Origin of the sequence: Mediterraneibacter hominis (assembly GCF_014287475.1) — a bacterium.
Lineage (GTDB): Bacteria > Bacillota > Clostridia > Lachnospirales > Lachnospiraceae > Mediterraneibacter > Mediterraneibacter hominis.
Map to the genome: position 1 here is coordinate 377686 of NZ_JACOPF010000002.1, position 25701 is coordinate 403386.

28 protein-coding genes are annotated in these 25701 nt (G+C 40.9%); 27 read left to right on the forward strand and 1 reads right to left on the reverse strand.

The genetic code is table 11. The features are described from left to right. Window positions 1-78: 78 nt before the first annotated feature. Complete coding sequence (locus H8S37_RS11275; protein WP_186876169.1) at window positions 79-813, reverse strand: lysophospholipid acyltransferase family protein; 735 nt, start codon at window positions 811-813, stop codon at window positions 79-81. Between the two features lie 279 nt (window positions 814-1092). On the opposite strand from H8S37_RS11275, the gene H8S37_RS11280 reads away from it, so the two are divergent. The 27 genes from H8S37_RS11280 to H8S37_RS11405 all read left to right on the forward strand — a co-directional run bounded on the left by H8S37_RS11280 (window position 1093) and on the right by H8S37_RS11405 (window position 25621). Next, window positions 1093-1992: an NAD(P)/FAD-dependent oxidoreductase gene (locus tag H8S37_RS11280; RefSeq protein ID WP_186876474.1), complete on the forward strand. Its 900-nt coding sequence runs from the start codon at window positions 1093-1095 to the stop codon at window positions 1990-1992. A gap of 470 nt (window positions 1993-2462) precedes the next feature. Further along, window positions 2463-2681 carry a DUF3791 domain-containing protein gene (locus H8S37_RS11285; protein WP_186876170.1) on the forward strand — a complete coding sequence of 73 codons (219 nt, stop codon included), beginning with the start codon at window positions 2463-2465 and terminating at the stop codon, window positions 2679-2681. After that, window positions 2678-2842, forward strand: a complete 165-nt coding sequence (locus H8S37_RS17425; protein WP_279287371.1) for a DUF3990 domain-containing protein — start codon at window positions 2678-2680, stop codon at window positions 2840-2842. The genes H8S37_RS11285 and H8S37_RS17425 overlap by 4 nt, the downstream gene beginning before the upstream one ends. Next, on the forward strand, window positions 2839-3165 hold the full coding sequence (locus H8S37_RS17430) for a DUF3990 domain-containing protein (protein ID WP_330604957.1): 327 nt from the start codon (window positions 2839-2841) through the stop codon (window positions 3163-3165). Before H8S37_RS17425 ends, H8S37_RS17430 begins: the two co-directional genes overlap by 4 nt. 16 nt (window positions 3166-3181) lie before the next feature. Next, the gene (locus tag H8S37_RS11295; protein WP_186876171.1) at window positions 3182-3412 is read left to right on the forward strand and encodes a hypothetical protein; all 231 of its coding nucleotides are present in this window, start codon (window positions 3182-3184) and stop codon (window positions 3410-3412) included. A 318-nt stretch (window positions 3413-3730) separates the two neighbouring features. Next, entirely contained in the window at window positions 3731-4144 is a 414-nt protein-coding gene (locus tag H8S37_RS11300) for a protease complex subunit PrcB family protein (RefSeq protein ID WP_186876172.1), read from the forward strand. A gap of 10 nt (window positions 4145-4154) precedes the next feature. Continuing rightward, a complete protein-coding gene (locus H8S37_RS11305) occupies window positions 4155-5714 on the forward strand; it encodes a DUF3794 and LysM peptidoglycan-binding domain-containing protein (protein ID WP_186876173.1) in 1560 nt (519 codons plus the stop codon). Between the two features lie 80 nt (window positions 5715-5794). After that, window positions 5795-6670 carry a 4-(cytidine 5'-diphospho)-2-C-methyl-D-erythritol kinase gene (gene ispE / locus H8S37_RS11310; RefSeq protein WP_186876174.1) on the forward strand — a complete coding sequence of 292 codons (876 nt, stop codon included), beginning with the start codon at window positions 5795-5797 and terminating at the stop codon, window positions 6668-6670. A 1-nt stretch (window position 6671) separates the two neighbouring features. Further along, window positions 6672-7343: a GntR family transcriptional regulator gene (locus H8S37_RS11315; RefSeq protein WP_186876175.1), complete on the forward strand. Its 672-nt coding sequence runs from the start codon at window positions 6672-6674 to the stop codon at window positions 7341-7343. Between the two features lie 91 nt (window positions 7344-7434). Continuing rightward, window positions 7435-8076 carry a stage II sporulation protein R gene (gene spoIIR, locus H8S37_RS11320; protein WP_186876176.1) on the forward strand — a complete coding sequence of 214 codons (642 nt, stop codon included), beginning with the start codon at window positions 7435-7437 and terminating at the stop codon, window positions 8074-8076. Further along, window positions 8073-9251, forward strand: coding sequence for a cation diffusion facilitator family transporter (locus H8S37_RS11325; RefSeq protein WP_186876177.1), 1179 nt, complete (start codon window positions 8073-8075; stop codon window positions 9249-9251). The genes spoIIR and H8S37_RS11325 overlap by 4 nt, the downstream gene beginning before the upstream one ends. A 45-nt stretch (window positions 9252-9296) precedes the next feature. After that, window positions 9297-10004 (forward strand): acyl-[acyl-carrier-protein] thioesterase, encoded by a 708-nt coding sequence (locus tag H8S37_RS11330; RefSeq protein ID WP_186876178.1) that lies wholly within the window; start codon window positions 9297-9299, stop codon window positions 10002-10004. Window positions 10005-10017: 13 nt separating this feature from the next. Next, window positions 10018-10839, forward strand: a complete 822-nt coding sequence (locus H8S37_RS11335; RefSeq protein WP_186876179.1) for a CvfB family protein — start codon at window positions 10018-10020, stop codon at window positions 10837-10839. 270 nt (window positions 10840-11109) lie between these two features. Beyond that, window positions 11110-11967, forward strand: a complete 858-nt coding sequence (locus tag H8S37_RS11340) for a class II fructose-bisphosphate aldolase (protein ID WP_186876180.1) — start codon at window positions 11110-11112, stop codon at window positions 11965-11967. A gap of 29 nt (window positions 11968-11996) precedes the next feature. Further along, window positions 11997-13181, forward strand: a complete 1185-nt coding sequence (locus tag H8S37_RS11345) for a sugar ABC transporter substrate-binding protein (RefSeq protein ID WP_186876181.1) — start codon at window positions 11997-11999, stop codon at window positions 13179-13181. Between the two features lie 98 nt (window positions 13182-13279). Then, window positions 13280-14815, forward strand: a complete 1536-nt coding sequence (locus H8S37_RS11350; RefSeq protein WP_330604962.1) for a sugar ABC transporter ATP-binding protein — start codon at window positions 13280-13282, stop codon at window positions 14813-14815. Further along, a complete protein-coding gene (locus H8S37_RS11355; RefSeq protein WP_186876182.1) occupies window positions 14805-15800 on the forward strand; it encodes an ABC transporter permease in 996 nt (331 codons plus the stop codon). Before H8S37_RS11350 ends, H8S37_RS11355 begins: the two co-directional genes overlap by 11 nt. Before the next feature lie 12 nt (window positions 15801-15812). Next, the gene (locus H8S37_RS11360; RefSeq protein ID WP_186876183.1) at window positions 15813-16796 is read left to right on the forward strand and encodes an ABC transporter permease; all 984 of its coding nucleotides are present in this window, start codon (window positions 15813-15815) and stop codon (window positions 16794-16796) included. Between the two features lie 28 nt (window positions 16797-16824). Then, window positions 16825-18003, forward strand: coding sequence for a zinc-dependent alcohol dehydrogenase (locus tag H8S37_RS11365; protein ID WP_186876184.1), 1179 nt, complete (start codon window positions 16825-16827; stop codon window positions 18001-18003). 21 nt (window positions 18004-18024) lie between these two features. Next, window positions 18025-19071 carry a 2-hydroxyacid dehydrogenase gene (locus H8S37_RS11370; protein WP_186876185.1) on the forward strand — a complete coding sequence of 349 codons (1047 nt, stop codon included), beginning with the start codon at window positions 18025-18027 and terminating at the stop codon, window positions 19069-19071. A gap of 10 nt (window positions 19072-19081) precedes the next feature. Beyond that, on the forward strand, window positions 19082-20545 hold the full coding sequence (locus H8S37_RS11375; RefSeq protein ID WP_186876186.1) for an FGGY-family carbohydrate kinase: 1464 nt from the start codon (window positions 19082-19084) through the stop codon (window positions 20543-20545). A gap of 31 nt (window positions 20546-20576) precedes the next feature. Beyond that, entirely contained in the window at window positions 20577-21524 is a 948-nt protein-coding gene (locus H8S37_RS11380) for an aldo/keto reductase (protein WP_186876187.1), read from the forward strand. Window positions 21525-21533: 9 nt separating this feature from the next. Next, a complete protein-coding gene (locus H8S37_RS11385) occupies window positions 21534-22295 on the forward strand; it encodes an SDR family NAD(P)-dependent oxidoreductase (protein ID WP_186876188.1) in 762 nt (253 codons plus the stop codon). A gap of 10 nt (window positions 22296-22305) precedes the next feature. Continuing rightward, on the forward strand, window positions 22306-23505 hold the full coding sequence (locus H8S37_RS11390; protein WP_186876189.1) for an MFS transporter: 1200 nt from the start codon (window positions 22306-22308) through the stop codon (window positions 23503-23505). Between the two features lie 25 nt (window positions 23506-23530). Next, window positions 23531-23971: a D-ribose pyranase gene (rbsD, locus tag H8S37_RS11395; RefSeq protein WP_186876190.1), complete on the forward strand. Its 441-nt coding sequence runs from the start codon at window positions 23531-23533 to the stop codon at window positions 23969-23971. A 32-nt stretch (window positions 23972-24003) separates the two neighbouring features. Beyond that, the gene (locus tag H8S37_RS11400; RefSeq protein ID WP_186876191.1) at window positions 24004-25242 is read left to right on the forward strand and encodes an ROK family transcriptional regulator; all 1239 of its coding nucleotides are present in this window, start codon (window positions 24004-24006) and stop codon (window positions 25240-25242) included. Window positions 25243-25381: 139 nt separating this feature from the next. Next, window positions 25382-25621, forward strand: coding sequence for a hypothetical protein (locus tag H8S37_RS11405; RefSeq protein ID WP_059066472.1), 240 nt, complete (start codon window positions 25382-25384; stop codon window positions 25619-25621). Window positions 25622-25701 lie beyond the last annotated feature (80 nt).

Below are 25701 nucleotides of genomic sequence, written 5' to 3' on the forward strand. Positions count from 1 at the left end.
AAGAGTTGGAAAGCTGCGGCACTAACTGAAAAGAGCCTGCCAAATGGAATGAAATCAATTTGGCAGGCTTTATCTGTTTTACACCATTTCTGCGTTTCTTTTTATTGTTTCTTGAATTACATTCTGTACATAGTCCCCGATATGCCGCTTTGTCTCTTTATCCAGTTCGTTTGGATATATGGGCTTTCCGTATTCAATGACGACATGGACTTTTCTGATTTTGGGAAATTGATTTTCAAATATAGCAGCAGTGTTGTTCATAGAAATCGGTATAATAGCACATCCTGTCTTGGCGGCGATTTTAAAGGCGCCGTCTTTAAAAGGAAGCATGCTTAATTCTTCCCCTTTATTTCTTGTACCCTCCGGAAAGATACAGATAGAAATTCCTTTTTTAATATAGTCGATTGCAGTCAGTATAGTTTTCAGCCCTTCCTTTGGATTTTCCCTGTCCAGAAACAGACAGTATACAAAACGCATCCAGGTAGAGAGCAGAGGAATGTGCTCCATCTCTTTTTTAGCCACATATCCGGTGAGGCGCCTGCAGCGGCTGTATGTCAACAGAATGTCGAAGAAGCTCCTGTGGTTGCCGACAAAGAGTACCGGCTCATCGGGAATATTTTCTTCTCCGATAATGGTGGTCTTAACAGAAGTCATCCTAAGGATAACTTTAAAACCAAATTGTACGATACGCAGGGAACTATAATCTCTCTTTTCGCGACTGAACTTTCCAATGATCCATTCTGCCAGGAATACCGGAATAGATAAAATAAGATACAGCACGAGAAAAATAACAATACATATAAAACGAAACATTCGGTGAATCCTCTTTTCTTTAGAAATGTCGTATGCAAAACAATAGTAACGTAAATACAGCCGTATTTCAAGCGTAATTTACGCTGAAAAGCTGAATAAATACGGATGGATATGAAAGCTTGCTATTTAGAAAATGAATTTGTTATCTGGATTATAATAAAATTTTATTATGATAAAATAAATTAATATAATTTTACATTATGATATATGAGGGTATAATGAAAATCAGAAAGATAAAAAATATGGAAGAGCAGGAAAAAAACGGAAAGGATGAGGATGATGTACGATATTATTATAATAGGAGCAGGGCCGGCAGGTATCAGCGCAGGTATTTACGCAGTGAGCCGCGGCAAAAGGACGCTGATTTTGGAAAAGGAAGCAGTAGGCGGAATCATCGGAAAGGTATCGGCAGTTACACATTATGCTGCCTTGCTTCCCGAAGAGACAGGAATTACTTTTGCAAAGCGTATGGAAAAACAGGCGTTAGATGCGGGGGTAGAGATTCTCTATGAAAATGTAACAAAGGTACAACTTAAGGGGGCAGTAAAGAAAATTTATACAGAAAAGGGAAACTACGAAACGGCGAAGGTAATTCTTGCAAACGGCAGTACGCCGCGGAAACTCAATATTCCGGGAGAAGCAGATCTGGCAGGTAAAGGAATCGGTATGAATGCTGCGAAATGTGGAAAAAATTATGCCGGAAAAAATATATATGTTGTAGGAGGCGCGGACGGCGCTGTAAAAGAGGCTCTATACCTGGCACAGTTTGCAAAGAATCTGACGATTTTTCATTTTGAGGATTCACTTGGATGTATTCCGGAATTTTTAAACAGAGTAAAAGAAACGCCGAATATTTGTGTGCGCACAGGGTATCGGTTAAAAGCAGTGTATGGCGCGAGTCATGTAGAAAAGCTGGAAATAGAGCGCGGGAAAGACGGGAAAACGGAAATGATAGAAGATGACGGATGCGGAATCTTTATCTATGCCGGAGCGACACCGAATACAGAATTGTATAACGGACTTGAATTGATAGACGGATACATTGTGACAGATGAAAAAATGCGTACAAATCTGCCGGGCGTATATGCTGCCGGAGATATACGTGTAAAACAAGTGCGTCAGGCTGCGACGGCTGTTGCAGACGGTGCGGTTGCGGCAATCAATGCTGCGATGGAATAGGTAAACGACCGTATTATGTAAAGACATAGTACGGTTTTTTATTGTGTAGGAAACTTTGTTTCCTACACAATAAAACCCTCTGGGGGATGCACACTGCGCGCAAGTGGAAAATGGCTGCTGACACGGCCGCGCTTCGGCGCGAGAATGTGCAAAGCACATTCTTTTTTTAATGGTGTATATTATATTTCTGAACTATATCAGAGAGTGTGAGGATTAGAACAGAGAAGAAGAAAAGAGAGGATGTGCAATAAATTATGGACCTGTGATATACTATTTCTATCAAGCTTAAAGCTTTTTCTGGAGGGCTTATACTAACAATGGAGAAAAAATGACGGCGGAACAGGAATAATATAGAAAAAGACAGATAAAAAGAAGAAATAAAAAATAGTTGTGACTTGCGCTGTGGTCAATCGAATGTCTGGATATTTATGAAAGAAAATGTTTATTATGGAAAGAGAGGAGATGTTTAAATGAGTGAACAGAAGAAAAAGATTAATTTTACAGTTGCCTGTGTAAATGAATTTGCTCAAAAGTATAACTTAGGTGTTCAAGAGGCGTTTCGCTATCTCTTTCAATTTAAAGGCATTGCATTTATCAAAGAAAATTATGATATTGAACATACGTTAGATTTTGAAACAGTACTAGAAGATTTAGGAACTCTGTGTCGAAAAAATGGAGGTATGCTATGAAATTATATCATGGGAGTAATATAGTGACAGATAACATAAATTTAGCAATGTGCAGACCATATAAAGATTTCGGAAAAGGTTTTTATTTGACAGATATTGAGGAGCAGGCGGGAAAAATGGCGGTAAGAGTGTCTAAAATTTATGGGGAGTTCCTATTGTGAATACCTTTGAAATAGAAGATAGTTTTAGAGAATTAACAAATATTAAGATTAAAGATTTTGGAACTTATACAACAGCGGAATGGGCAAAATTTGTAATGAATAACCGGAACAGAGCATTTATAGATGAGAAAGATGTTTTGTGCAATAAAGATAACAAATATGATATTGTTATTGGACCTGTTGCAGATGATAATATGGCGTTATTATTCCGGCAATATGAAAATGAAATGATTGATTTTGATACATTGCTAAAAGGAATGGTATATAAGAAAACGTCTTCTCAATATTCTTTTCATACTGAAAAAAGTATTAAACTTTTATGAAAGGTGGCTGATTAAAATGTGTAAGCAGAGCCAGTTGATTGAATATATGATACAGGATATTGTGGATATGGTTGCTACGGATCAGAAAATAGAATACGATGAAGCTATGAATAGATTTTATAATTCAGAAATTTTTGAAAAGCTCCAGGATAAAGAAACGGGGTTATATTTAGAAAGTCCAGAATATGTATATGATCTTTTTAAAGATGAGATGAACTTTGGACATATCATCCAAGCGGAGATATAAAATCCCTAAATTTAGAACTGATATTTAATAAAAGTAGTATATGAGTATAATTTTTATATATTAGATTATCTTTTTAGCAGCGTAAACACTAAAGAAGAGAAAAAATAATTGGGAACAGCATAAGCCATATAGTTGTTCCACTGTAAATCATGTGCTTACAAGACACTGTAGAATGTGTGGTATATTTGAAATTTATATTCATGAACTTGGGCATACTCAAGCATTGCTGACTTGAATCAAAAAATCTTCCGACAGCAGGGTATAATCCTGCTGTTTTTTTAATATGATATTAGAGAAAATATGCCGCGGAGAATGGGGATGGGAAAGAAAACATATAGACGCATATGGATTTTCTGCCTGGCGGCGCTATTTCTGACAGGCTGTATATCGAGGCCGCAGAAAACAGAGAAATTACAGGACCTTTCATTTACGGTTCTCGACAAGGAGGCGGTGCCGGAAGAACTGAAATCCATGATCGAAGAAAACAAATCACAGCCGTTTAAGCTTACCTACGCGGACCAGGGGCAGTTGTATATCGCACAGGGATATGGGGCACAGATGAAAACAGGGTACAGTGTGGAGGTTCTGGCGCTATATGAGACGAAGAATGCTGTTTATATACATACCAATCTGCTTGGACCAGAGAAAGGAGAAAAGACAAAAGAGATTACCACATTTCCTTATGTGGTCGTACAGCTTAAATATATAGAAAAAGAGGTCATTTTTGATTAAGGAGGAAAAGATGGAACTGATAAAAAAGCAGATACATTATAATCAGGAAGGAAAAAAGATTTTCGATCAGTTTGTGCTGGATGAAGATTATAACGTGCCAGATGCAAAAGAAGACGTGCGGCAAATTGTTCAAAATACAGGTACAGTAAAAGTAGAGGACATTCGGACTGTAGAAAACTATATCCGGATCACAGGGAAATTTTATTTTCAGATTTTATATTTAGCAGACTCTTTGGAGGCACGCCCAGCGGTGCTGGAAGGAAAAATACCTTTTGAAGAAATGGTGTATGCGGAAAATGATGAAAATGAAAATTATTATATGGAAAATATCAGAAATGAATTTACAGTCACTATGGTCAATTCGAGAAAAATCAGTCTGAAGGCTATGGTTGAGATGGAGATAGGAAAAGAAAAGTTAGAAGACGAAGAGACGACGACAGATGTGGAGAGTACGGTTCCAATCTATAAAAAAATGAAGCCGGTGAATCTTCTGAAGCTTAATACGACTAAGAAAGATACATACAGGGTGAAAGAAGAGATTACCTTGCCCGGTACAAAAGAGAGTGTAGGCGTAATGCTTGTAACCCATGTAAGCAGCAGAAAGCTGGAAATCAGGCCGGAGATGGATGCGCTTCTGATAAGAGGGGAACTGCTGGTATTCTGTATGTATCTGTCAGAGGAAGAAAAGACAGACTGGATAGAACAAAGCGTTCCCTTCGAAGGACGACTTGCTTGTGACGGAGTAGAGGAAGGGATGTATTATCATGTACAGCATACACTGGAGGATACATTGGTGGATGCCCGTATGGATGAAGATGGGGAAATGCGTATTCTGGGAATCGAAGGTACGATAAATCTGCGGCTGAATATTTACGAGGAAGAACAGATGGAACTACTTGCAGACATGTATTCACTGGAACAAAGATGTGAATTCCAGACACGTGAAGCAGTATATGAAGAATTACTGATGCAGAATCACTCGAAATGCAAAATTGGAGAGAGACTGGAACTGCCGGAATTAAAAGACAATGTACTGCAAATCTGCCACAGCGAAGGGAACATTCAGATAGAACATATCGAAAGAACAGAAGGAGGACTGCAGATCGAGGGGATTTTACATCTGTCATTTTTATATCTGCGTGCGGATGATAGTATGCCTTTTGGAAGCTGGCAAGGAATGGTGCCGTTTTCTTATCTGATGGAATGTGCGAGCGTTCCGGAAGATGTAAGATACGATATGTCTTATCATGTAGAGCAGCTTTTAGTTACACTGGCGGGAAGTGAGGCAGTAGAAGTAAAGGCGGTGCTTGCATTTGATGCGTTTCTTCGAAAACCGGTTCCCATGCAGGTAATTACAGAGGCAAAGTTAACGGAGGTTCCTTTAGAGGAAATGGAAAACAGACCGGGAATTGTGGGATACATTGTAAAAGCAGGAGACGAACTGTGGGATTTGGCGAAAAAGTATATGACAACAGTGGAAGGAATCAAAGAGATAAATACATTGGAGACAGATACGATAAAACCAGGCGATAAATTGTTGATTTTTAAAGAAAATATGAGTATACTATAAGTATAATGTATACAAGATACAAGATACGAGACATGCGATAAGACAAGACAATCTGAAGAATACAATATGGAGGATATACAATGAGGCAGCTCTCATTAAAAGCACTTGCAAAAATTAATCTCGGGTTGGATGTACTTGGGAAAAGGGAAAATGGCTACCATGATGTGCGCATGGTAATGCAGTCAGTTTACCTGTATGATGATGTGCATATAGAAAAGACAGAGGAAGAGGGAATCTCTCTGGAGACGAATCTGCATTTTCTTCCGACAGATGAAAGCAACATAGCCTATAAGGCGGCGAAGCTGCTGTCAGATGAATTCCATTTAAGGCAGGGAGTGAAGATTGCATTAGAGAAGCATATACCTGTGGCGGCAGGATTGGCAGGCGGCAGCTCCAACGCAGCAGCAGTGCTGTTTGGAATGAACCGCCTGTTTGATCTGCATTTAACGCAGGAAGAACTGATGGACAGGGGCGTGAAGCTTGGGGCGGATGTTCCGTATTGTATTATGCGCGGGACAGTGCTGGCTGAAGGAATCGGTGAGAAGCTGACGATGCTGCCGGCTATGCCGAAATGCACGGTTCTGATTGCCAAACCGCCTGTCAGTGTATCTACAAAAATGGTATATGAAGCTCTAGATGCAGAAATTATACAAAAACATCCAGATATTGACGGACTGATCCACGGATTGGAGCATCAGGCACTTTATGAGATAGCTGCCTGTATGGGAAATGTCTTGGAGGATGTGACGATCCCCATGTATCCGGTTATTGAAGAGATCAAAAAAGAAATGAAGGCAGCAGGGGCATTAAACGCGATGATGAGTGGCAGCGGGCCAACGGTATTTGGGTTGTTTGAAAACCGGACAGATGCCCGAAAAGCACAGATACGAATCAGAGAGAAAGCACTGGCAAAGCAAGTGTTTGTGACAAATGTACATGGAGTAAGGAGAAAATAGGATGGAGCCGAAATTTGAAGTAACAATGAATGAATATCTTCCTTTGAGAGACGTTGTATTTCAGACATTAAGACAGGCTATTTTGCGAGGAGAATTAAAGCCGGGGGAACGGCTAATGGAAATACAGCTTGCCAATAAACTGGGGGTAAGCCGGACGCCTATCCGGGAAGCAATCCGGAAGCTGGAGCTGGAGGGTCTTGTATTGATGATCCCCAGGAAAGGGGCAGAGGTCGCGGAGATTACAGAGAAAAATCTAAGAGATGTGTTAGAAGTGCGGTGTGCGCTGGAAGAGCTGGCGGTACAGCTTGCATGTGACAGGATTGATAAACAGAGAATCCGGGACTTACAGCAGGCGGCAAAGAATTTTGAGTCAGTGCTGGACAGTGCAGATATAACAAAAATCGCGGAGGCAGACGTTGCGTTTCACGATATTATTTATATGGCGACAGACAATAAGAGATTGATTCAGCTATTGAATAATCTAAGGGAGCAGATGTACCGGTACCGGATCGAATATCTGAAAAAGAAAGAGTATTATCCCCGACTGCTGGCAGAGCATCAGGATATTATTCAGGCGATTGCAAATGGAGAGAGGGAACGGGCGACGAAAATCACCAGTCAGCATATTGACAACCAGGTGGAGACGGTTGCTAACACGATTCGGCATAAGTAAAAGAAAGAATAGACAAAGGATGCATGTTTTTTGAATAAAGGAAGCGAAAGTGTTCATACTCTCTGTATCAGCAAGATGGAGGGAGATACATATGGACAGAACCTATATAGAAAAACACGCAAATCAGTTGATATTTTTTTTAGCAATCGTTATTGCTACATTTGTTACTGCAGTGGCAGTCTGGAAGGTACAGACAGTAGCAGCGGCAGAACGCCAGGAGCATTTGTCGCAGGAGGTCTTAAGGTTCCATGTTTTGGCAAATAGTGACAGCAAGAGAGATCAGGAGCTGAAGGTAAAGGTGAGGGATGCAGTACTGGACTGGATGGAAGAAGCATTGCCCCAGGGAATGGATGTAGAGCAGACGACTCGGTGGGTGCGGGAGCATACAGATGAGCTGGAGGAAATAAGTAAACAGACGCTGGAGGAAAATGGTGCAGATGATACAGTAAGCGCTGCGGTGAGCACCTGCTATTTCCCGGACAAGACGTATGGAGATGTGACATTTCCGGCGGGAAATTATGAGGCACTGCGGATAGAAATCGGGAATGCAAAGGGGCATAACTGGTGGTGTGTACTGTATCCGAATTTGTGCTTTCTGGATACGACGAATGCAGTAGTGCCGGACGAAGGAAAGAAAAAATTAAAAAATGTACTTACAGAGGAGGAATATTCTCAGATTACAGCCGAATCAGAGTTTAAGATAAAATGGTTTTTCTGGGGAGACGATAAATGACAGAATTTTTAGTCAGACATTTTATAAAAGATTATAAAGAGGTGGAGAAGGTGTCCGTGCGGACGGCATATGGAGTGCTTGCCAGCATTGTGGGCATCTTCTGTAATGTATTTCTATTTGCCGTAAAGTTTGTGATTGGAATTTTCCTGCACAGCGTTTCTGTCACAGCCGATGCGTTTAACAATCTTTCAGATGCAGGTTCTTCTATTATCAGCTTTATAGGCGTAAAAATGGCGAGTAAGCCGGCAGATAAGGATCATCCGTTTGGACATGGAAGGATGGAGTATATCGCGGCGCTAATTGTATCCTTTTTGATACTGGAAGTGGGATTCACCTTTCTAAAAGATTCCTTTGGAAAAATTCTGCATCCGGAAGAACTGAATTTCCAGGTGGTTTCTGTAGTGATATTGGCATTGTCCATTGGTGTAAAGCTGTGGCTTGGTTTGTTTAATAGAAAATTGGGACAGAAAATTAATTCCAAGGTGATGAAAGCAGTATTTGCAGATTCGATGGGGGATGTGATCACGACAGGAGCGACGATTGTGTCTATTGTATTTTTTGGAATTACGAAGGTCAATATTGACGGATTTGTAGGAATCGGCGTGGCGCTTGTCGTGATGTGGGCCGGAATCGGTATTGCAAAGGATACACTGGAACCGCTTATAGGAGAAGCGATTGATCCGGAGATTTATGAGGAAATCAAACAGTTTGTGGAAGCGTATGACGGGATAGAAGGGACCCATGACTTGATTGTACATAATTACGGACCGGGCAGAAGCATGGCGTCGATACATGCGGAGGTTCCAAATGACGTAGATATTGAACAATCCCATGAGATTATTGACCGGATAGAGAGGGAGGCCGCGAAAAAGCTGGGAATTTTTCTTGTTATCCATATGGATCCGGTGGATATGAAGGATGAAAGAGTTCTTGCACTTAAGCAAAAGACCGAAGAAATATTGGCAGGGCTGGATGACGCGTGCAGTATTCATGACTTTCGTGTGGTATACGGGCAAGAGCAGATTAACCTGATTTTTGACATGGTGATTCCAATCGAATACGGGGAAGAAAAAAGAAAGCACCTTCCTCTTGCATTAACAGAAAGATTACAGAAATTAGATGCAAGGTATCAGTGTGTAATAACTGTAGATTATAATTATGTTGCAAAAGAATAGAAGAGGAACTAGAATAGCAGAAAGAAAAGAAAGAAGGAAAAGCACATGTATACATTTGACAGCCAAGTGCGTTACAGTGAAATAGATCACCACGGTACAATGACACTGCCGGCGCTAATTAACTATTTTCAAGACTGCAGTACCTTTCATTCTGAGAGTGTAGGACTTGGAATGGAGGTTTTAAAGGAAAAGAAAAAGGCGTGGATATTGTCTTACTGGCAGGTAGTGACAGAACGCTTTCCGAAGCTGGCGGAGAAGATTACGGTGGGAACCTTTGCCACGGAATTTAAAGGACTGTACGGTAACCGGAACTTTTTTATGAAGGATGAGATGGGGGAAAGAATCGCCTGCGCGAACTCAATCTGGGTATTTATGGATTTGGAAAAGGGGCGCCCTGTCCGTCCAGAGGAAGAATATATTCTGCCCTATGGAACGGAAAGACCGCTTGATATGGAATATGAAGGAAGAAAAATCAAAATGCCACAGCACTGCGAAGATCTGGAGCCATTTCCGGTCAGAAAATATCATATTGATACCAATGAACACGTCAATAACTGCCAATATGTACAGATGGCCCTGGAGGTTCTGCCGGAGGAGAGGAGGCTTCGACAGATTAGAGTAGATTATAAGAAATCTGCCGTCTATGGAGATATTATCTATCCGAAAGCGGCATTTGAGAAAGACAGGACGATAGTAGAGCTGTGCGATGCAGAAGGAAAGCCTTATGCAGTAATAGAGATGAGAGAAGAATAAGAGGAGAAAAGTGATGAGATTAGGAGAAAAGCAGATGCTGACCGTAGTGAAAAAGGTAGACTTCGGTGTGTACCTGGGAAACGATGAGCAAAGAGTTCTGCTGCCGAAAAAACAAGTGCCAGAAGAAATTGAGCCCGGCGATCCGATAGAAGTATTCCTATATAAAGATTCTGCGGACAGGCTGATTGCGACGACGCGGGAACCAAAGGTAACCCTGGGAAAGCTTGCGGTTTTGAAAGTAGCAGATGTAGGCAGGATGGGGGCCTTCCTGGACTGGGGACTGGAAAAAGATTTATTCCTGCCATTTAAGGAACAGACTGCGAAAGTAAAAAAGGGAGATTCCTGCCTTGTAAGTCTCTACATTGACAAAAGTGAGAGACTGTGTGCCACGATGAAGGTGTATCATCTTCTACAGACAGATTCCCCATACAAAAAGGACGATAAGGTGACGGGATTTATCTATGATACCAGCAAAGAATATGGTGTCTTTGTCGCGGTGGACAACCAGTATTCTGCGCTGATTCCGAAGAAAGATTCGTTTGGAAGCTTAACGGTGGGGCAGGAAATCACAGCGCGGGTGACAGCGGTAAAAGAGGATGGAAAGCTGGATTTAAGCGTAAGAGAAAAGATTCCAGAGCAGATGGATAAGGATGCAGAGAAGATTCTGGAAGTGCTGAAAAGCTATGATGGTGAACTGCCCTTTACTGATAAGGCGGATCCGGAGAGAATCAAACAGGAATTCGGCATGAGCAAGGCGGCGTTTAAGAGAGCTGTCGGGAGATTGCTAAAGCAAGGGAAGATAGAAATTAGAGAGAAAGAAATATATTTACGGTAAAAGCAGAAGCACAGAAAAAAGAAACTGTTCGTTAGAATGGTTTCTTTTTTTGTGCGAAAATTTTGAGAATTAAATTTATGTAAATAATTTTTCACAAAATCAATGCTTTTTTAAAACGTATTTTCAGGCTTTTTAAAATGTAAATTGTATATATTGCATAAAAATATATTATTTATATTGAAATAATTGACAAAAAAATACAGGGGGGGGGTATAATTCAAATAAATTAATTTAAGTCGCAAATAAAATTTTAGAAGGGAGAAAAGAAAAATGTCATTAGTAACTATGAAAGAAATACTGGATACCGCAAAAGAAAAAAATTATGCGGTCGGCGCATTTGACACAATGGATACTGTTACAACGGAAGCCATTTTAAATGCAGCAGAGGAGAAACATACGCCGGTTATTTTGATGGTTGTACCTCCAAGTGTAAGCGGAAAAAATGATGTATTTATGAACTATTTGACGGAAAGATGTAGGAAAAGTTCTGTTCCGGTGGCGCTGCACCTGGATCATGCGCCAACCTTTGAAGACTGTATGCGGGGAATAAGCTGCGGCTGTACCTCTGTTATGTTTGATGGATCTTCTTTGCCTTTCGAGGAAAATGCTGCAATTACAAAGAGGGTAATTGAAGCTGCCCATGCGTGTGGTATTACCGTAGAAGCGGAAATCGGACATGTAGCAGGACACGAAGGAAATATGCTGGATGGAAATGTGGCTGATCCGAGCTGCTATACAACCGTTGAGGAGGCAGTGAAATTTTACGAAAAAACCAATGTGGATTGTCTGGCTGTTGCAATCGGAACAGTACACGGAGTATATAAAGGAACACCCAATATCGATTATAAAAGGTTGGATGAGATCAAGGCACAGCTGCCTGTTCCGATCGTTTTGCATGGTGGTTCTGGGCTGACGGACGACGATTATAAGAAGCTGGTAGAACATGGAATCAATAAAATCAACTTCTTTACGGCGATGTCACTTGCAGGTGCGGAGGCAGTCAAAAAATTTGTAAAAGAGACGGCTAAATTTCAGGGAACAGATATCATTACAGTACTTGAAAAAGCAGAAAAAGAGGTTGTGAGACATCATATAGAGGTATTTGGTACTTTGCCGGTTTCATGCTGATTCACAATTATAAAACAGGAGGGAAAATTATGAGAAAAAAGATGATTAGCATTTTGTTATGTGCAGCAATGGCAGTGACTATGGCGGCAGGCTGCAGTGGAGGCGAAAGCGGAAATACAGGAGGTTCTGATTCGAAAGAACAGTCTTCTGCAGAGCAGGAAAAAGGCAGCGGGGAAACAGCGGCCGCAGCAGAAGGATCGTTTGATGAATTTACAAGGCCTAATATTAAATCGGCGGATGAAATAAAAGTGGCATATATGCATACGAAACCGGAGGTAGAGTCACAGAGCAGATCGATTCTCCAGTCTCAGCTGGAGGCGGATAACCGCGGATGGGAATATGCAGAGTATACCTATCAAGAGGATTCTGAGTGGGCAGATATTTTTAGAAATCTGATGAATCAGGGAGTAGACGCGATTATTATTGGCTCTACAGAATCTATGGAAGCAAAAGTAGATCTAATAGCTGAAGCACGTAATATGGGTATTGGAGTATATTCAAACGATAATCAGGTTGTACCGGGAGTGATTATGAATTCAACAATGCCAAATGGTACCGCGGCAATGTCACTTATTTATCAGATAGGCAATGATATTGGATGGAGCGGTGCGATCGGATTCTCTACGATGGCGTCTATTCAGGTACATAATGAAAGAATTCTTCCTATTCAGTCAATCTGTGATATCTATTCGAATCTGTCTGTGCTGGAGACGATAGATGCGGTTGCGGGCGGGACGGATCAGCCGACATATGTAAATGAATCAGCAAAAGCTCTGATGCAGCAGTATGGTACAGAAATGAAAGGATGGATAGGATCTTGTGATTATATCGCCATGCCGGTCGCAGAGGCGGCAGAACAGAGTGCAGACTTAATTGATCCGGATTTCTTTGTCGCGGGAATCGACGGAGGATCAGACTGTTGGTCTTATATCAGAAGCGGTTCGTATATGAAATACAGCTATGCGCAGCCATTTGAGATGTTCACGCATAAAGTTTTTGAGGCGATTGAGGATATTCAGGTAGAAGGGCTCAATCCAGGAGACGAAGGATGCATTATTTCAACACCCGGAGAAGTACTTTACTCCGAGGGCGTGGTAATTACCCAGGATAATGTTCCAGAACCAGGCTCCAATATTAACAGTGTATTTGATTATTATGATGATGATCCGGACGCATGGTATAACTGGGAAGGCACGTATACAGTGAAAGAATAAAAATAAATTTATGAACAGCATGAAAATTTGGTGAATCAGGAAACAGGAAAGGGGTATAAAGCAGCATATCCCTTTTCTGTCCAGAAGGAAGAAATGAGGTGAGAACTGTGTCAAATACAGCTCCATTGATAAGTATAAAAGAAATTACAAAAAGATTTACAGGAGTTACAGCTGTAGACCATGTCAGTTTTGATATAGGACATAATGAAATCCATGCGCTGATTGGGGAAAACGGCGCGGGAAAAAGTACTATCTGTAAGATGCTGACAGGTGTATATGCGATTGATGAAGGCTATATCGAAGTAGAAGGAAAGAAAGAGGAATTTAAAGGTCCTGCGGATTCTATGAAAGCAGGAATTAACATGGTGTACCAGGAGCGAAACCTGATTGGTTATTTAAATGCCGCGCAGAATATCTGCCTTGGAACTGAAAATTGTAAAGGAATTGTTCTGGATCAAAAAGCAATGATGAAAAGAGCAGAGTCAGTACGGCGAAAATTAGGAGTCGATACACCACTGGATATACCGGTAGAAAAGATGGGAGCGGGCGCACAGCAGCTTGTAGAAATTATGAGGGCTGCATCTACCGAACCAAAACTTTTAATTTTAGATGAGCCGACCGCATCTCTGGGCGAAGGAGAAATCGAACCATTTTTAAAATTTGTTAAGAAACTGACTACAGATATTCATATTTCCGTGATCTATATTACACATAAATTAGAAGAAATTTTTGCTATAGCAGATAAAGTAACGGTTATGGCAGACGGAAAAAGGACAATGACAGCAAATATCGCAGATATTACTCAAGATGAATGTATAAAAGCAATGATCCGGAGCGATAAAATTAAAGCTGTAACAGTACCGGATATGAATTATGAAAAGGCAGAAGAAAGTCGATTGCTGGATGTGCATGAACTGACATTCGACGGAAAGACACATCAGGTAGAATTCCATGTAAATAGAGGTGAGGTTGTCGGTTTTTACGGACTGGTCGGCGCAGGCCGGACGGAAACGATGGAGGCAATATCAGGAATACGAAGATGCGATAAGAAAGAATTTACTTTTGACGGTGAGAAAATTACAAAAGGAGACAGCTTTGCCATGATACAAAAGGGAATTATTTTGACGCCGGAACTGCGCAAAAACGGAATTTTCCCTTCTTTAAACCTGGTAGAAAACGTATGTACCTTGTTTGTAAAACGATTTGCCTCCAGGATAGGGATGCTTAAGAAAAAAGAAAGTTATAAATTTGCAAAGCAGGTTCTTGAAAAAAACGGAACTAAATTCAACAGTATGGGACAGTTAATTTCCCATCTTTCCGGAGGGAATATGCAGAAGATTATCATTGGACGCTCAATAGAAGTGGAAAATTTGAAGCTGCTTACGGTAGATGAACCGACAGCAGGACTGGATTTAGGAGCAAAAAGTGAGATTTATCTGAAAATTCGGAATCTGGCAGATAATTTAGGGAAGAGTGTGGTATTTATTTCGTCAGAGTTAGAAGAATTAATGAAGGTTTGTAATCGCATGTATATTTTCTATGATGGAAACGTAGTAAAAGAATTAAAGCGAGAGGAATTTGATAATCAAGTTATTCTGGAGTACGCATTAGGGGGTGTTGGCAGTGGGAAATAAAACGATAACAAAGAAAAAAAGTACGGTTGGAGAAAATATTACGAAATATTTCCTTTTGATTGCCGATATTGTATTGATTCTGTTTTTTAGTATTCTGGCGCCGGGATTTTTACAGGTTACGAATCTTATGGATATTCTTTCTACAGCGGCGCTTGTCGGCGTCCTCGGGATGGGAGCCAGTATTGTCATGATGGTTGGAGAAATGAACTTTGGAATTGGAGCAGAAGCAACTTTGACTGCTGCAATTCTGGGCGCTGTACTGGGAGAAGGCAGGGTGTCGGTATATTTTATCGGTGTATTGATTGCTTTGTTGGTCATTGGACTAATGGGAGTGATTGATGCCACATTTGGAGTGATTATCGGTGTGCCGGCGTTTATAGCTACACTTGCGATATCTAAAATTAATGATGGATTTATAAATCTGCTGACAGGCGGAAAAACGCTTTTTAATATGGAGTGGCCGGCGGCATTCAGAACCTTGGGGCAGGCGCGGTTAGGGCCGGTTCCGGTACTTGCTGTTGCTTTTATAGTGATAGCGGCTGCTTTATGGTTTCTGGTCGATAAGACCAAATTTGGAACATATATCCAAGCGATTGGGAATAATGCAGCCTGCTGCAGGCAGGTCGGTATTAATGTACGCAGAATTAAATTTATCGCATTTGTAATTACAGCTTTGGTAGGCGGATTTGCCGGTATATTGGCGAGCTCTAAAACCGGGAATATACAGGCAACGCTTGGCAGCGGTATTATGATGGATGCTATGGCGGCGGCTATGCTGGGGGCAACATTTCTGCGTCCCGGAAGATATAATATTCAGGGCACTGTAGTAGCGGCGGTTCTGACGGCGATTATAACGAATGGAATAACGTTCTGCGGATATCCAGATTACATCAAAGATATTATTAATGGAATTATTTTAATTATCGCTGTTGGTTACATTGCAATGACAAGAAAAGAAGGTCTTCCTTCTGTAAAGATGGGATAGGAGGAAAGAAAAATGGCAGAGGTCGCAGCAAAGAAAAAAGTAAAAAATGGCGGTGGCTCAGTAAGCAGGTATGGATTGCTGCTGATTGTGGTTTTAGTATGTATTGTATTTGCATTACTTAGACCTACATTTTATAGCCTGGGAAATATTATGAATGTAATTAGTTCTACAGTTGTACTCTGTATTGCCGGACTGGGTCTGTCTCTGGTAATGATTACAGGCGAAATTGACTTTGCCTGTGGTGCGGAGTTGGCGACAGGGGCGTGTGTTACGGCTGTTTTATGTAAAAACGGAGTCAATTATTTCCTGGCGGTACTGATTACATTAGTATTGTGTGCAGGAATTGGTATTGTGAACGGGCTTTTACATACGCGGGTAGGTATACCGGGATTTATTGCAACAATGGGGGTATCGTTTGTTTTAGACGGATTTAATAAAATGATAACAAACAGCGGACGGGTATATTCGTCTACATGGGGAGATATTTTTACTACGATCGGACAGAAGCGGGTAGCGGGCATAATACCGATTTCTGTGTTTATTTTAGCTGTTGTGGCATTCGCAATGTTGATTTATACAGAAGGAATGACAAACGGCCGGAAACTATATGCGGTAGGTTCGAACAGTGATGCCTGCAGATATGTGGGAATTGACGCAAGGAAAGAAAAAATGAAATCTTTTGTCATCAGTGCGGTATTATGCGGACTGGGCGGAATTATTAATGCGTCTCAGTTAAATGCAGCTTCCCCTTATATGGGGACTACGACGTTGGTAAGTCTTCTCACTATGTTGATGCTGGGGGCGACTTTCTACAGGATCGGCGTATTTAATGTGCCCGGAACGATTGTGGGAGCGCTGCTTGTAAATATTATAAATAACGGCATGGTACTTTTGGGAGCGACAACGTGGCAGCAGTATGTTGTACAGGGCGGAATTATGCTGTTTGCGGTAACGCTGGTGTCTGTTATGAATATACGCGCACGTGGAAAAGGATAGATTGTTTCTGAAATAGGAGGAAGAAAAGATGACAAACAAAACAGGAAAAACAGCACTCAATACGGGATATTACTCTATGGAAGTAAAAGAATATCCGGTGCCGGAGGCAAAAGAAGACGGCGTAGTAATTGAAATTGAAACTTTTTGCATCTGTGGAAGTGACCAGCATTTTGTGAAACTGCCGGGAACTCATAAAGGCGGCGCAGAAGGACATGAATTTATGGGTAAGGTAATTTCAATTGGAGAAAAAGCAAATAAAGCGCTGCATGTCTATGGCGGCGAGTTGAAATTGGGCGACAGAATTGTGGTTTATCCTCATATTACCTGCGGCAAATGTGATACCTGCATGAAACTGGGAGACGGTGTATGCGGCGTGTGTGATAATGATTATATTTATGGAGGAGTGTTCGATTTAGACAATAGTAAAGAAATGAATCATGACGCGGAGCAATGGCCGCATTTTAAAGGTGGTTTTTCAGAGTATTGTTATTTGTATCCGGGGACATATGTGTGGAAGGTGCCCGAAGACATGCCGGGAGAGATCGCTGCACTGCTGGATCCATGTGCAGTGGCAATGCGTGCGGTTGAGCAGGTTTTAACTCCGATTGGAGGAACCGGGGAAGGTTTTAGTCTAAGCTCAAGGTGTCTGGTGATTGGTGCGGGGGCAATCAGCATTATGACCGCAATGATTTTAAAACAAATGGGAGCAAAACAGGTTGTCATTACAGACTTTTTTGATGAGAAATTAAAGATGGCGAAAGAAATTGCCGGTGTTGATGAAGCCGTCAATGTAGCCGATATGACGACGGAGGAACGCGTCAAAAAGATTATAGAAATAACAGATGGAGGAGCGGATGTAGTTATCAATGCGGCAAATCATCCATCCACCTGTATTGAAGGTATGCAGATGGTAAGAAAATGCGGATATTATGTAGAGATTGGAAATGCAATGGATTTTGGAGCGCATCATATATCAGAAATCAATATTCCGGATGTGGTATTTTCTCGGAACGCACATATTACTTCTGTGGTGGCAAACACACCGCAGTGCTTTGATCGGGCGTTTGAATTTTTAAAGAGATGGAAAGAGCTGCCCTTTGAAAAACTGATTACACATCGCTTTACTACATTAGAAGAAATTATTCCTGTGATGAAGAAGATGGGAGACAGAGATTTTATAAAGGCAGCATGTACATTTGAAAAATAGAAATAAGCAGAGGTGAAAAAGATGGGAAAAAAAGTTGTAGTAATGGAGGATTTCACTACTCCTGACGGGAGAATGCATGTTTATGATATATTGGCAGAAAAATACGGAGCAGAGGTAAAATATGTAAAAGTACAGAAGTACATAAAAGACGGGGATGATTTTTCGAAAATGTTTTTAAATATGGAGAAAAACGGGCCAGACGTTATTCCAGAGGAGGAAGAGCTGCTGGAGGAAATAAAAGACGCGAATATTGTTATTTCCCATATTAGTGCAATTAGCACGAAAGCGGTAAATAGTGCGAAAAATCTCGAAGCGGTGTGTATTATGCGCAGCGGCGTTGAAAATGTAAATGTAGAAAATGCAGCAAAAAGGGGAATCAAGGTTGTAAATGCACCAGGGCGTCTTGCAGTTCCGGTATCTGAATTTACAGTAGGACTGATGATTGCGGAGATGAAAAACATTGCTCGTTCCCATCAGAGAATGCAGGCGGGAAATTTTAAGGATGGTTTCTCAAACAGTGAGTACTCCGTGAATTTAAAAGGAAAGAAAATAGGACTTGTAGGATGTGGCATGGTGGGCTCCAGAGTGGCAAAAATTATGAAGGCTTTCGAAGCGGAAGTTTTGATTTATGATCCATATATGTCAGATGACGCGATCCGTAAAATGGGTTATGAACCAAAAGAGCTGAATGAATTATGTAAAGAAGCTGATGTAATTTCGATACATTTCCGGTTGACGCCCGAAACGAAAGGTTTGATTGGAAAAGAACAATTTGCATTGATGAAACCGGGAAGTTATCTGATCAATACGGCAAGAGCCGGACTGGTTGACGAAGAGGCTATGATGGATGCACTTATAAATAAGAAAATCGCCGGCGCAGGTTTAGACGTTTTCCACCAGGAACCTTTAGAGGCAGATAATCCGCTGCTTAAGATGGATAATGTGACAATTACAGGACACTTGGCAGGGCATTGCGCAGATATTTTCCAAATGACTACAGACATTATGATGCATGCATTAGATCACTACTTCCAGACCGGAGAATGGATACAGGTAGTAAACAAATAAGGAGATATGTATGGGCAAAAAATTGATTCTGGTGGTAGATTATGGTACGTCCAATGTCCGTGTGAATGCAATCAACACAGAGGATGGAAAAATCGCTTGTTCGTCTTCCAGAAAATATAAAATTGTTCCTAAAATGCCGGGCTATGCGGAGATTTCTGCGTATGAACTGTGGAGATTTTCAGTAGAATGTATGGCGGAAGTGCTCAAGAATATAACAGAACAAGATGAAATATGCGCGATCGGATATTCTTTCTTTGGAGATAATCTGATACCAGTAGACGAAAAAGGAAATGCACTGAATGACTGTATTTTATGTACAGATATACGGGGAAAAGAAGAAGCGGAATTTATAAACCGTAACATTCCAGAAAAAAGACAGATCGAGATTATAGGTGCAAAATATGGAGCTATGACGTTCGGAGCAAAATTACTTTGGGTAAAGAAGAATATGCCGGAGATTGCGAATAAAATCGCGTATTTTGATTCACAGCAGCAGTTTGTTTTTCGTAAACTGGGGCTGAAACCTGTTAACGACTATACGATGGCGGCAAGAAAACAGCTGTTGAACATTGGGACAATGCAGTGGTCAGAAGAATTTTTGGATACATTGGGCGTTTCAGAGAAAATGTTGGGAACGGATATTGTGGCTTCCGGAGACATAGTAGGATATATAAGACAATATGGAGAGATAGAGTTTCCGAAATCTATTCCTGTAATTGCAGGAGGTCATGACTGCGACGTAGCTATGATAGGAATGGGAGTTATTGATGAAACGCAGGATTTGCTGGGCGACATTACAGGAACGTTTGATCATGTAGGATATATGGCAAACGGAGCTGTAAATCTCAAGAGAGAAAATCCGGATTGCCCTCTCACATCTTACAGCGGGTCCTTTAAAGATACGTCGATTTGTCTTGGGGCATTTCCTACAGCGGGAGCCATAGTAGAGTGGTTTATGCGTGAGATTCAGGAGGGAACAAAAGAAACGGACTATGAGAAGTATTGGAAAGCAGTGAGATTTGACGGCAAGGGATCTGTCATGGTACACCCGACGATTGCCGGTGACAGAGGAGTTATTGAAGGAATTGGATATAGAACTTCCAAAGAAGATATTTTTAAGGCAGTGATCGAGGCGGTTACATTTGAGAACAGAAGATTAATAGATGACTGCAGAGAGGTAAAAACCGGCGGGGTAAACAGGCTGCGCATTGGCGGCGGCGCGGCGAATTCAGATGAGTGGATGCAGCTTCGGGCAGATATTTCGGGGATGAGGATTGAAAGGATGCGTAATATCCAGATATCTTCGGTTGGAGCAGCAGTACTCGGCGCGGCAGCAGTAGGAATTTATCCTGATGTAAAGACAGCAGTAGAAAAAATGGTGCATGTGGAAAAAATATTTAAACCGACTCCGGGAATCCGTGAAAAATACGAAGAAAAATACCGGGAGTATCTAAGGAGAATGGGATATTGCTAAAAAAGAAAAATAAGAAGGAGTGTATGAATCTATGAGATTTAAAGAATTTGGGAAAACAGGAGAGAAAATATCGGCGCTGACGGTGGGAACCTGGGCAATCGGAGGAGCCGGCTGGGGAGAGGTAAATAAAGCAGACTGTATTAAGGCAATCCACGCGATGTTTGATAATGGGGTAAACAGTATTGATACCGCTCCATGCTATAATTGCGGAGAATCAGAGAGAATTGTAGGAGAAGCATTAAAAGGCAGAAGAGAGCAGATATTTTTAACAACAAAGACGGCTTTGTACCAGCCCGATCCGCAGTCTCCGCCAATCAAGGACGGCAGAAGAGAGACGATTCTGCGGCTTTGTGATGAATCATTGAAAAACCTGCAGACAGATTATATAGATTTGTTGCTGATTCATTGGCCGGATATTGAACATAATGCACCGATTGAAGAAACAATGGGCGCTATGAATGAACTGGTGAAAGCAGGAAAGGTGCGTTATCTGGGTGTTTCTAATTTTAGTATCGAACAGATAAAAGAGGCAGAAAAGTATGGCGTAATATCGGCCTCTGAACCTCCATATTCTATGGTAAACCGTTCAGAAGAAGAACTGATGAAATGGTGTTATAACCAGAACATTGCAAACATGACATATGGTTCTTTGGGGGCAGGAATCCTGACCGGAGCGATAAGAGAACTGCCTAAATTTGATGAAAATGATATGCGGCTGACATTCTATGATTTCTTTAAAGAGCCGAAATTCTCAAAAGTAATGAAGCTGCTGAAAGTACTGGATGAGATAGCGGCAGGTCATAATGCGCCGGTTGCACAAGTGGCAGTAAACTGGAATGCACAGAAGGATTTTGTACAGACAGCGCTCTGCGGTGTCCGCAATGAACAAGAGGCAAATGAAAACTGCAGGGGATTTGAATGGAGTCTTTCAGAGGAAGAAATGCTGACAATAGACAAGGCGATTGAAGAATATCTGTAGAGGGAAAATATGGATTTAATGCTGAAAGGGAAAACAGCTATTGTGACAGGCGGCTCCAAGGGAATTGGAGCCGGCATCTGTCGGGCATTTGCAAAAGAGGGAGTGAATTTGATCGTAAACTGCCGTTCTGATGCTGAGGGGGCGCAGCAGTTTGCAGAACAATTAAAAGAAAAATATAGCATCAGAGCATATGTTGTTCGGGCAGATATTTCTCGGGCAGAAGAAGTGAAAAAATTATATGAGAAACTATTTATGCATTTTCAATCGGTCGATATACTGGTAAATAATGCGGCTGGCGGAATTGTAATGAAACCATTTCAGGAATATACAGTAAAAGAATGGAAAGATGCGGAGGAAGGGATTCTGGATCCGGTATTTTACATGAGTCAGGGCTTCTTGAAATATTGTATTGGGGAGCGAAGAGGAGGACACATTATCAATGTGCTGTCTAAATCTGCACTGCTGTCAAGCAGTATACATAATCTGCCATATGTCGCTAACAAAGGAGCGCTTGTATCTTTAACCAGAGGAATGGCAAAAGAGTTCATTCGGTACGGAATTTATGTAAATGGAATTGTTCCGGGGTATGTAAAAACAGAAAAGAGACATTTAGACGGGGATGAACGTACGGAACGTGTAAGAAAGCTCTTGCCTGCAAAGGAATTTGCAACGCCGGAAGAAATGGGAAATGCGGCAGTTATCCTGGCATCTCCGCTTTTTCGGCAAATGATTGGAGCCGTCATAGATTGTACAGGAGGTACGCTGATATAAGGATAACGGAATGAAAAAAGGAGTAAAAAAGGATTATATTAAATTTGCGCTAATCGAAGCATTGTATTTTGGGATTTTCTCATTTACAACATATCAGACAGTATTTTTAAAAGATTTGGGAATTACCAGTTCGCAGATTGGTATGATTGTATCAGCTGCGTCTCTCGCAGGGATGCTCGCATCACCTGTCTGGGGAATGGTCAGTGATCTGCTGCACTCAGCCAGAATTACATTCTGGCTGAGTGCAGCAGGAACGACAATACTATTTGCAGGCCTGCCGTTAATAAGCAGTCTGTTCAGAGAGAATATATCTATACTGTATATTTATATACCGGCTATATTTATATTTAAACAGGCATCCAATTCTTTGCTGGACAGTTGGTGTATCGGTACGTTATCTCCGCAGGGAATACAGTATGGAAGTGTACGTATGTGGGGATCAGCAGGGTATTCGCTCGTATCGGTTATTTTAGGAATACTGATAGGCACATACTGCGATACAGAGACTGCGTTTTATTTTATGCTTCCATTATTGTTTGTGCTGAGTTGTTTTTGTCTGAATAAAAAGAAGGAAAAGAATACAGAAAAACAAGAAAGCGATAATACAAGAGGGCTTCCTTTTCTGGAGTTATTTGCCAACCGGCAGTTTATATTTTATTTATTGTATGCGTTTGGGTTAAATATATATCTTTCAGTGACTCTTATTTTTATGCCGTATGTGCTGGAAGCCGCGGGATGCCAGCCGGAACATGTGGGAACGGTAACAGGGTTCCGTGCACTGCTGGAAATTGCTTCTATGTTTCTGGGGGCAAAACTGTCTAAAAAAATTCCAATTCGTTATATCATGATTATGCCGGGGCTCTTGTTTGGGATAGAACACATATGCTATCAATTTGCAGAAAATCTGCCGGGAGTACTTGGAATTATGGTGTTTTCAGGTCTGGCAGGAGGATTCTTTTATAGCCTGGGGCCAAGCTATATTTTTGAGATTGTTCCGAAAGAAGTAATAACGACGGCTCAGACAATTAACGCTATGAATCTGACTTTTGTCAGTATCATTGGGAGTGTGGCTGGAGGCTTTGTGATACGGCGGTGGGGAATTCACACATTAACAACAGGCTCTGGAGTTTTCATTCTCATTTTAACAGCAATATTTATTGTTAGTATCAGAGTATTTCATAATAATAAAAGGGAGAAAATGGAATGCTGAACATTGGACAGCAGAAAGGAGCAATATGAAAAAGACGGGGATTTTAAACGCAGAACTAGTGGGTGAACTTGCGAAAATTCGACATCAGGATAAATTGGTTATTTGTGATATTGGGTTTCCGATTCCAAAGGGGGCGACGGTAGTTGACGTGTCTTTGGCAGAAGGAATACCGACTTTTATGCAGGTTTTGAAAGCGGTATTGAATGAGATCATTGTAGAGGACTATACTATTTTTGATTTCATGAAACAGTATAACACAGAATATTATAATCAAATTCAAAAATTTTTTGTAAATCAGACACATGCAGAAGTATCAATGCCGGAATTTGTCGAACTTTCCAGAGAAGCGAAACTATTTATCCGCACGGGAGAGGGAAGACCGGCTTCCAATATTTTGTTGACTTCTGCCACAGGCGTAAAAGAAATGAACTGCAAATTGGATATAAAGTTTGATACAATTTTATAATTTACCTGATTATTATAGAAAGAAACGATATTATGACAAAAATAAATATATACGATCCAAGAGCAGTTACATTAAAAAGAATGAAGAAAAAAGGGAGCAATTCTTTCACTACCTCACAAGACAACAGAAGTTTGATTTTAAAATTGATATGGAAAAACAGTCCCATTTCCAGAAAACAGTTAGCAGAGGAAACGGGACTTAAGCCGGCTACCATTACCATAATTTTACAGGAGCTGCTGCAGCAGGGAATCGTAAAAGAGCATGGAATAATGGATGGAGGGAATGGCCGGAAAGTGAAAAGCTTTACAATGGCGGAAGATTTCTATGCCGTTGTTGTCCGAATAACAGGAGTATATGTGAAAATTGCCCTGTATAATATAAATATTGAATGTTTATATATAGAAAAAATTTTTTTTGAATCAGATGATAATATCGGAGAAGCAATAAAATTAATAAAATTACATTTAAAAGAAATTGAAAAAGTTGCAGATAAAGAAAAAATAGTTTGTATAATGGTGGGAGTAGAACACATTTATCGTTTTATCAAAAATGACTATTTTGTATGGGACAAAATGAGAGGCAAATATTGCCATATTGGAAAAGTACTGCACGATGAAACAAACTATAAGGTTTTTGTAAATCGTGCTGCCAATTTTTCTGCATATGAAGCATGGGAGTGTTTTTATGAGACAGAAGAAAACAAAAATAATTATGCTACTATGGTAAATATACAGATGAGCTATGACCTGGAGAGTGTAGTGATAGTCAATGGTGAGATTATGTATGGGATGAATGGTCTGTGCGGACAAATTCAGGATATGAAAATCGAAAGAGACAGTGATAAGACATATAAAGATGTTGCGACAGTTCCGGTGCTCCTGCATCGTGCAGAGGAATTAAAGGTAAAGTATCCGGATTCTTATATTCAATCCGTTAAAAATCTGAACATACGTGATGTGATAGAAGGATATAACAGAAAGGACGCTTTATGCAGACAGGTGTACGGAGAATGTATATATCATCTTGGATATTTTATTGCACAGATTTTAAACTGGCTGGATTTAGATATGGTAAATATAGGCGATGAGATGCCTACTACAAGAGAGTTTTTGTGTGCTTTACAAGAAGAAGTCGCCAAGTATTGTGAGAAAGAAAAGGCTGAAAGGGTACGGGCGGCAGTGGGAGTCAGAGAGAGCAGAAGAGATCCGGCATTGGTCGGAGGCGCTAAATATACGTTCTCTTTGCTGATGGATGAACTGGAGATTTATTAGACGAAGAAAAAGACAAAATTCAGGAATATATCTTGCAATCCCTTGTAAATAGGGTATAATAGCAATAGAAACACCGAAAACAGATATAGTTCTGTCAGGTGAAATATCCATTATATAGGATCAGAAAGGAGATTGTAAGATGAAAGTACAAAATATTACAGACATAGACGCATTTTTTAAAGTAGTAGATTCCTGTAAAGGAAGAGTAGAGCTGGTAACAGGAGAGGGAGACAGACTGAATCTGAAGTCCAAACTTTCCCAGTATGTATCTATGGCAAATATTTTTTCTAATGGAGAAATTCCGGAATTAGAGATTATTGCATATGAGAAAGAGGATACAGATAAGCTGATCAATTTCATGCTGAACGGCGGTCAATAGGCAAAGCTGGTTCCGGCAGCTGAATCAGGCATGTTATAAGGGCAGTTCCCCGACGGGAACGCCCTTTTTGTATCGAAAGA

Coding starts and splice junctions, on each gene's coding strand:
- H8S37_RS11375 (WP_186876186.1), top strand. CDS start 19,082: ATGGGCAAAAAATTGATTCTGGTGGTAGATTATGGTACGTCCAATGTC.
- H8S37_RS11280 (WP_186876474.1), top strand. CDS start 1,093: ATGTACGATATTATTATAATAGGAGCAGGGCCGGCAGGTATCAGCGCA.
- H8S37_RS11305 (WP_186876173.1), top strand. CDS start 4,155: ATGGAACTGATAAAAAAGCAGATACATTATAATCAGGAAGGAAAAAAG.
- H8S37_RS11360 (WP_186876183.1), top strand. CDS start 15,813: ATGGCAGAGGTCGCAGCAAAGAAAAAAGTAAAAAATGGCGGTGGCTCA.
- spoIIR (WP_186876176.1), top strand. CDS start 7,435: ATGGACAGAACCTATATAGAAAAACACGCAAATCAGTTGATATTTTTT.
- H8S37_RS11275 (WP_186876169.1), bottom strand. CDS start 813: ATGTTTCGTTTTATATGTATTGTTATTTTTCTCGTGCTGTATCTTATT.
- H8S37_RS11370 (WP_186876185.1), top strand. CDS start 18,025: ATGGGAAAAAAAGTTGTAGTAATGGAGGATTTCACTACTCCTGACGGG.
- H8S37_RS11340 (WP_186876180.1), top strand. CDS start 11,110: ATGTCATTAGTAACTATGAAAGAAATACTGGATACCGCAAAAGAAAAA.
- H8S37_RS11405 (WP_059066472.1), top strand. CDS start 25,382: ATGAAAGTACAAAATATTACAGACATAGACGCATTTTTTAAAGTAGTA.
- H8S37_RS11330 (WP_186876178.1), top strand. CDS start 9,297: ATGTATACATTTGACAGCCAAGTGCGTTACAGTGAAATAGATCACCAC.
- H8S37_RS11335 (WP_186876179.1), top strand. CDS start 10,018: ATGAGATTAGGAGAAAAGCAGATGCTGACCGTAGTGAAAAAGGTAGAC.
- H8S37_RS11400 (WP_186876191.1), top strand. CDS start 24,004: ATGACAAAAATAAATATATACGATCCAAGAGCAGTTACATTAAAAAGA.
- H8S37_RS11325 (WP_186876177.1), top strand. CDS start 8,073: ATGACAGAATTTTTAGTCAGACATTTTATAAAAGATTATAAAGAGGTG.
- H8S37_RS17425 (WP_279287371.1), top strand. CDS start 2,678: ATGAAATTATATCATGGGAGTAATATAGTGACAGATAACATAAATTTA.
- H8S37_RS11345 (WP_186876181.1), top strand. CDS start 11,997: ATGAGAAAAAAGATGATTAGCATTTTGTTATGTGCAGCAATGGCAGTG.
- ispE (WP_186876174.1), top strand. CDS start 5,795: ATGAGGCAGCTCTCATTAAAAGCACTTGCAAAAATTAATCTCGGGTTG.
- H8S37_RS11380 (WP_186876187.1), top strand. CDS start 20,577: ATGAGATTTAAAGAATTTGGGAAAACAGGAGAGAAAATATCGGCGCTG.
- H8S37_RS11385 (WP_186876188.1), top strand. CDS start 21,534: ATGGATTTAATGCTGAAAGGGAAAACAGCTATTGTGACAGGCGGCTCC.
- rbsD (WP_186876190.1), top strand. CDS start 23,531: ATGAAAAAGACGGGGATTTTAAACGCAGAACTAGTGGGTGAACTTGCG.
- H8S37_RS11390 (WP_186876189.1), top strand. CDS start 22,306: ATGAAAAAAGGAGTAAAAAAGGATTATATTAAATTTGCGCTAATCGAA.
- H8S37_RS11315 (WP_186876175.1), top strand. CDS start 6,672: ATGGAGCCGAAATTTGAAGTAACAATGAATGAATATCTTCCTTTGAGA.
- H8S37_RS11285 (WP_186876170.1), top strand. CDS start 2,463: ATGAGTGAACAGAAGAAAAAGATTAATTTTACAGTTGCCTGTGTAAAT.
- H8S37_RS11295 (WP_186876171.1), top strand. CDS start 3,182: ATGTGTAAGCAGAGCCAGTTGATTGAATATATGATACAGGATATTGTG.
- H8S37_RS11365 (WP_186876184.1), top strand. CDS start 16,825: ATGACAAACAAAACAGGAAAAACAGCACTCAATACGGGATATTACTCT.
- H8S37_RS11300 (WP_186876172.1), top strand. CDS start 3,731: ATGGGAAAGAAAACATATAGACGCATATGGATTTTCTGCCTGGCGGCG.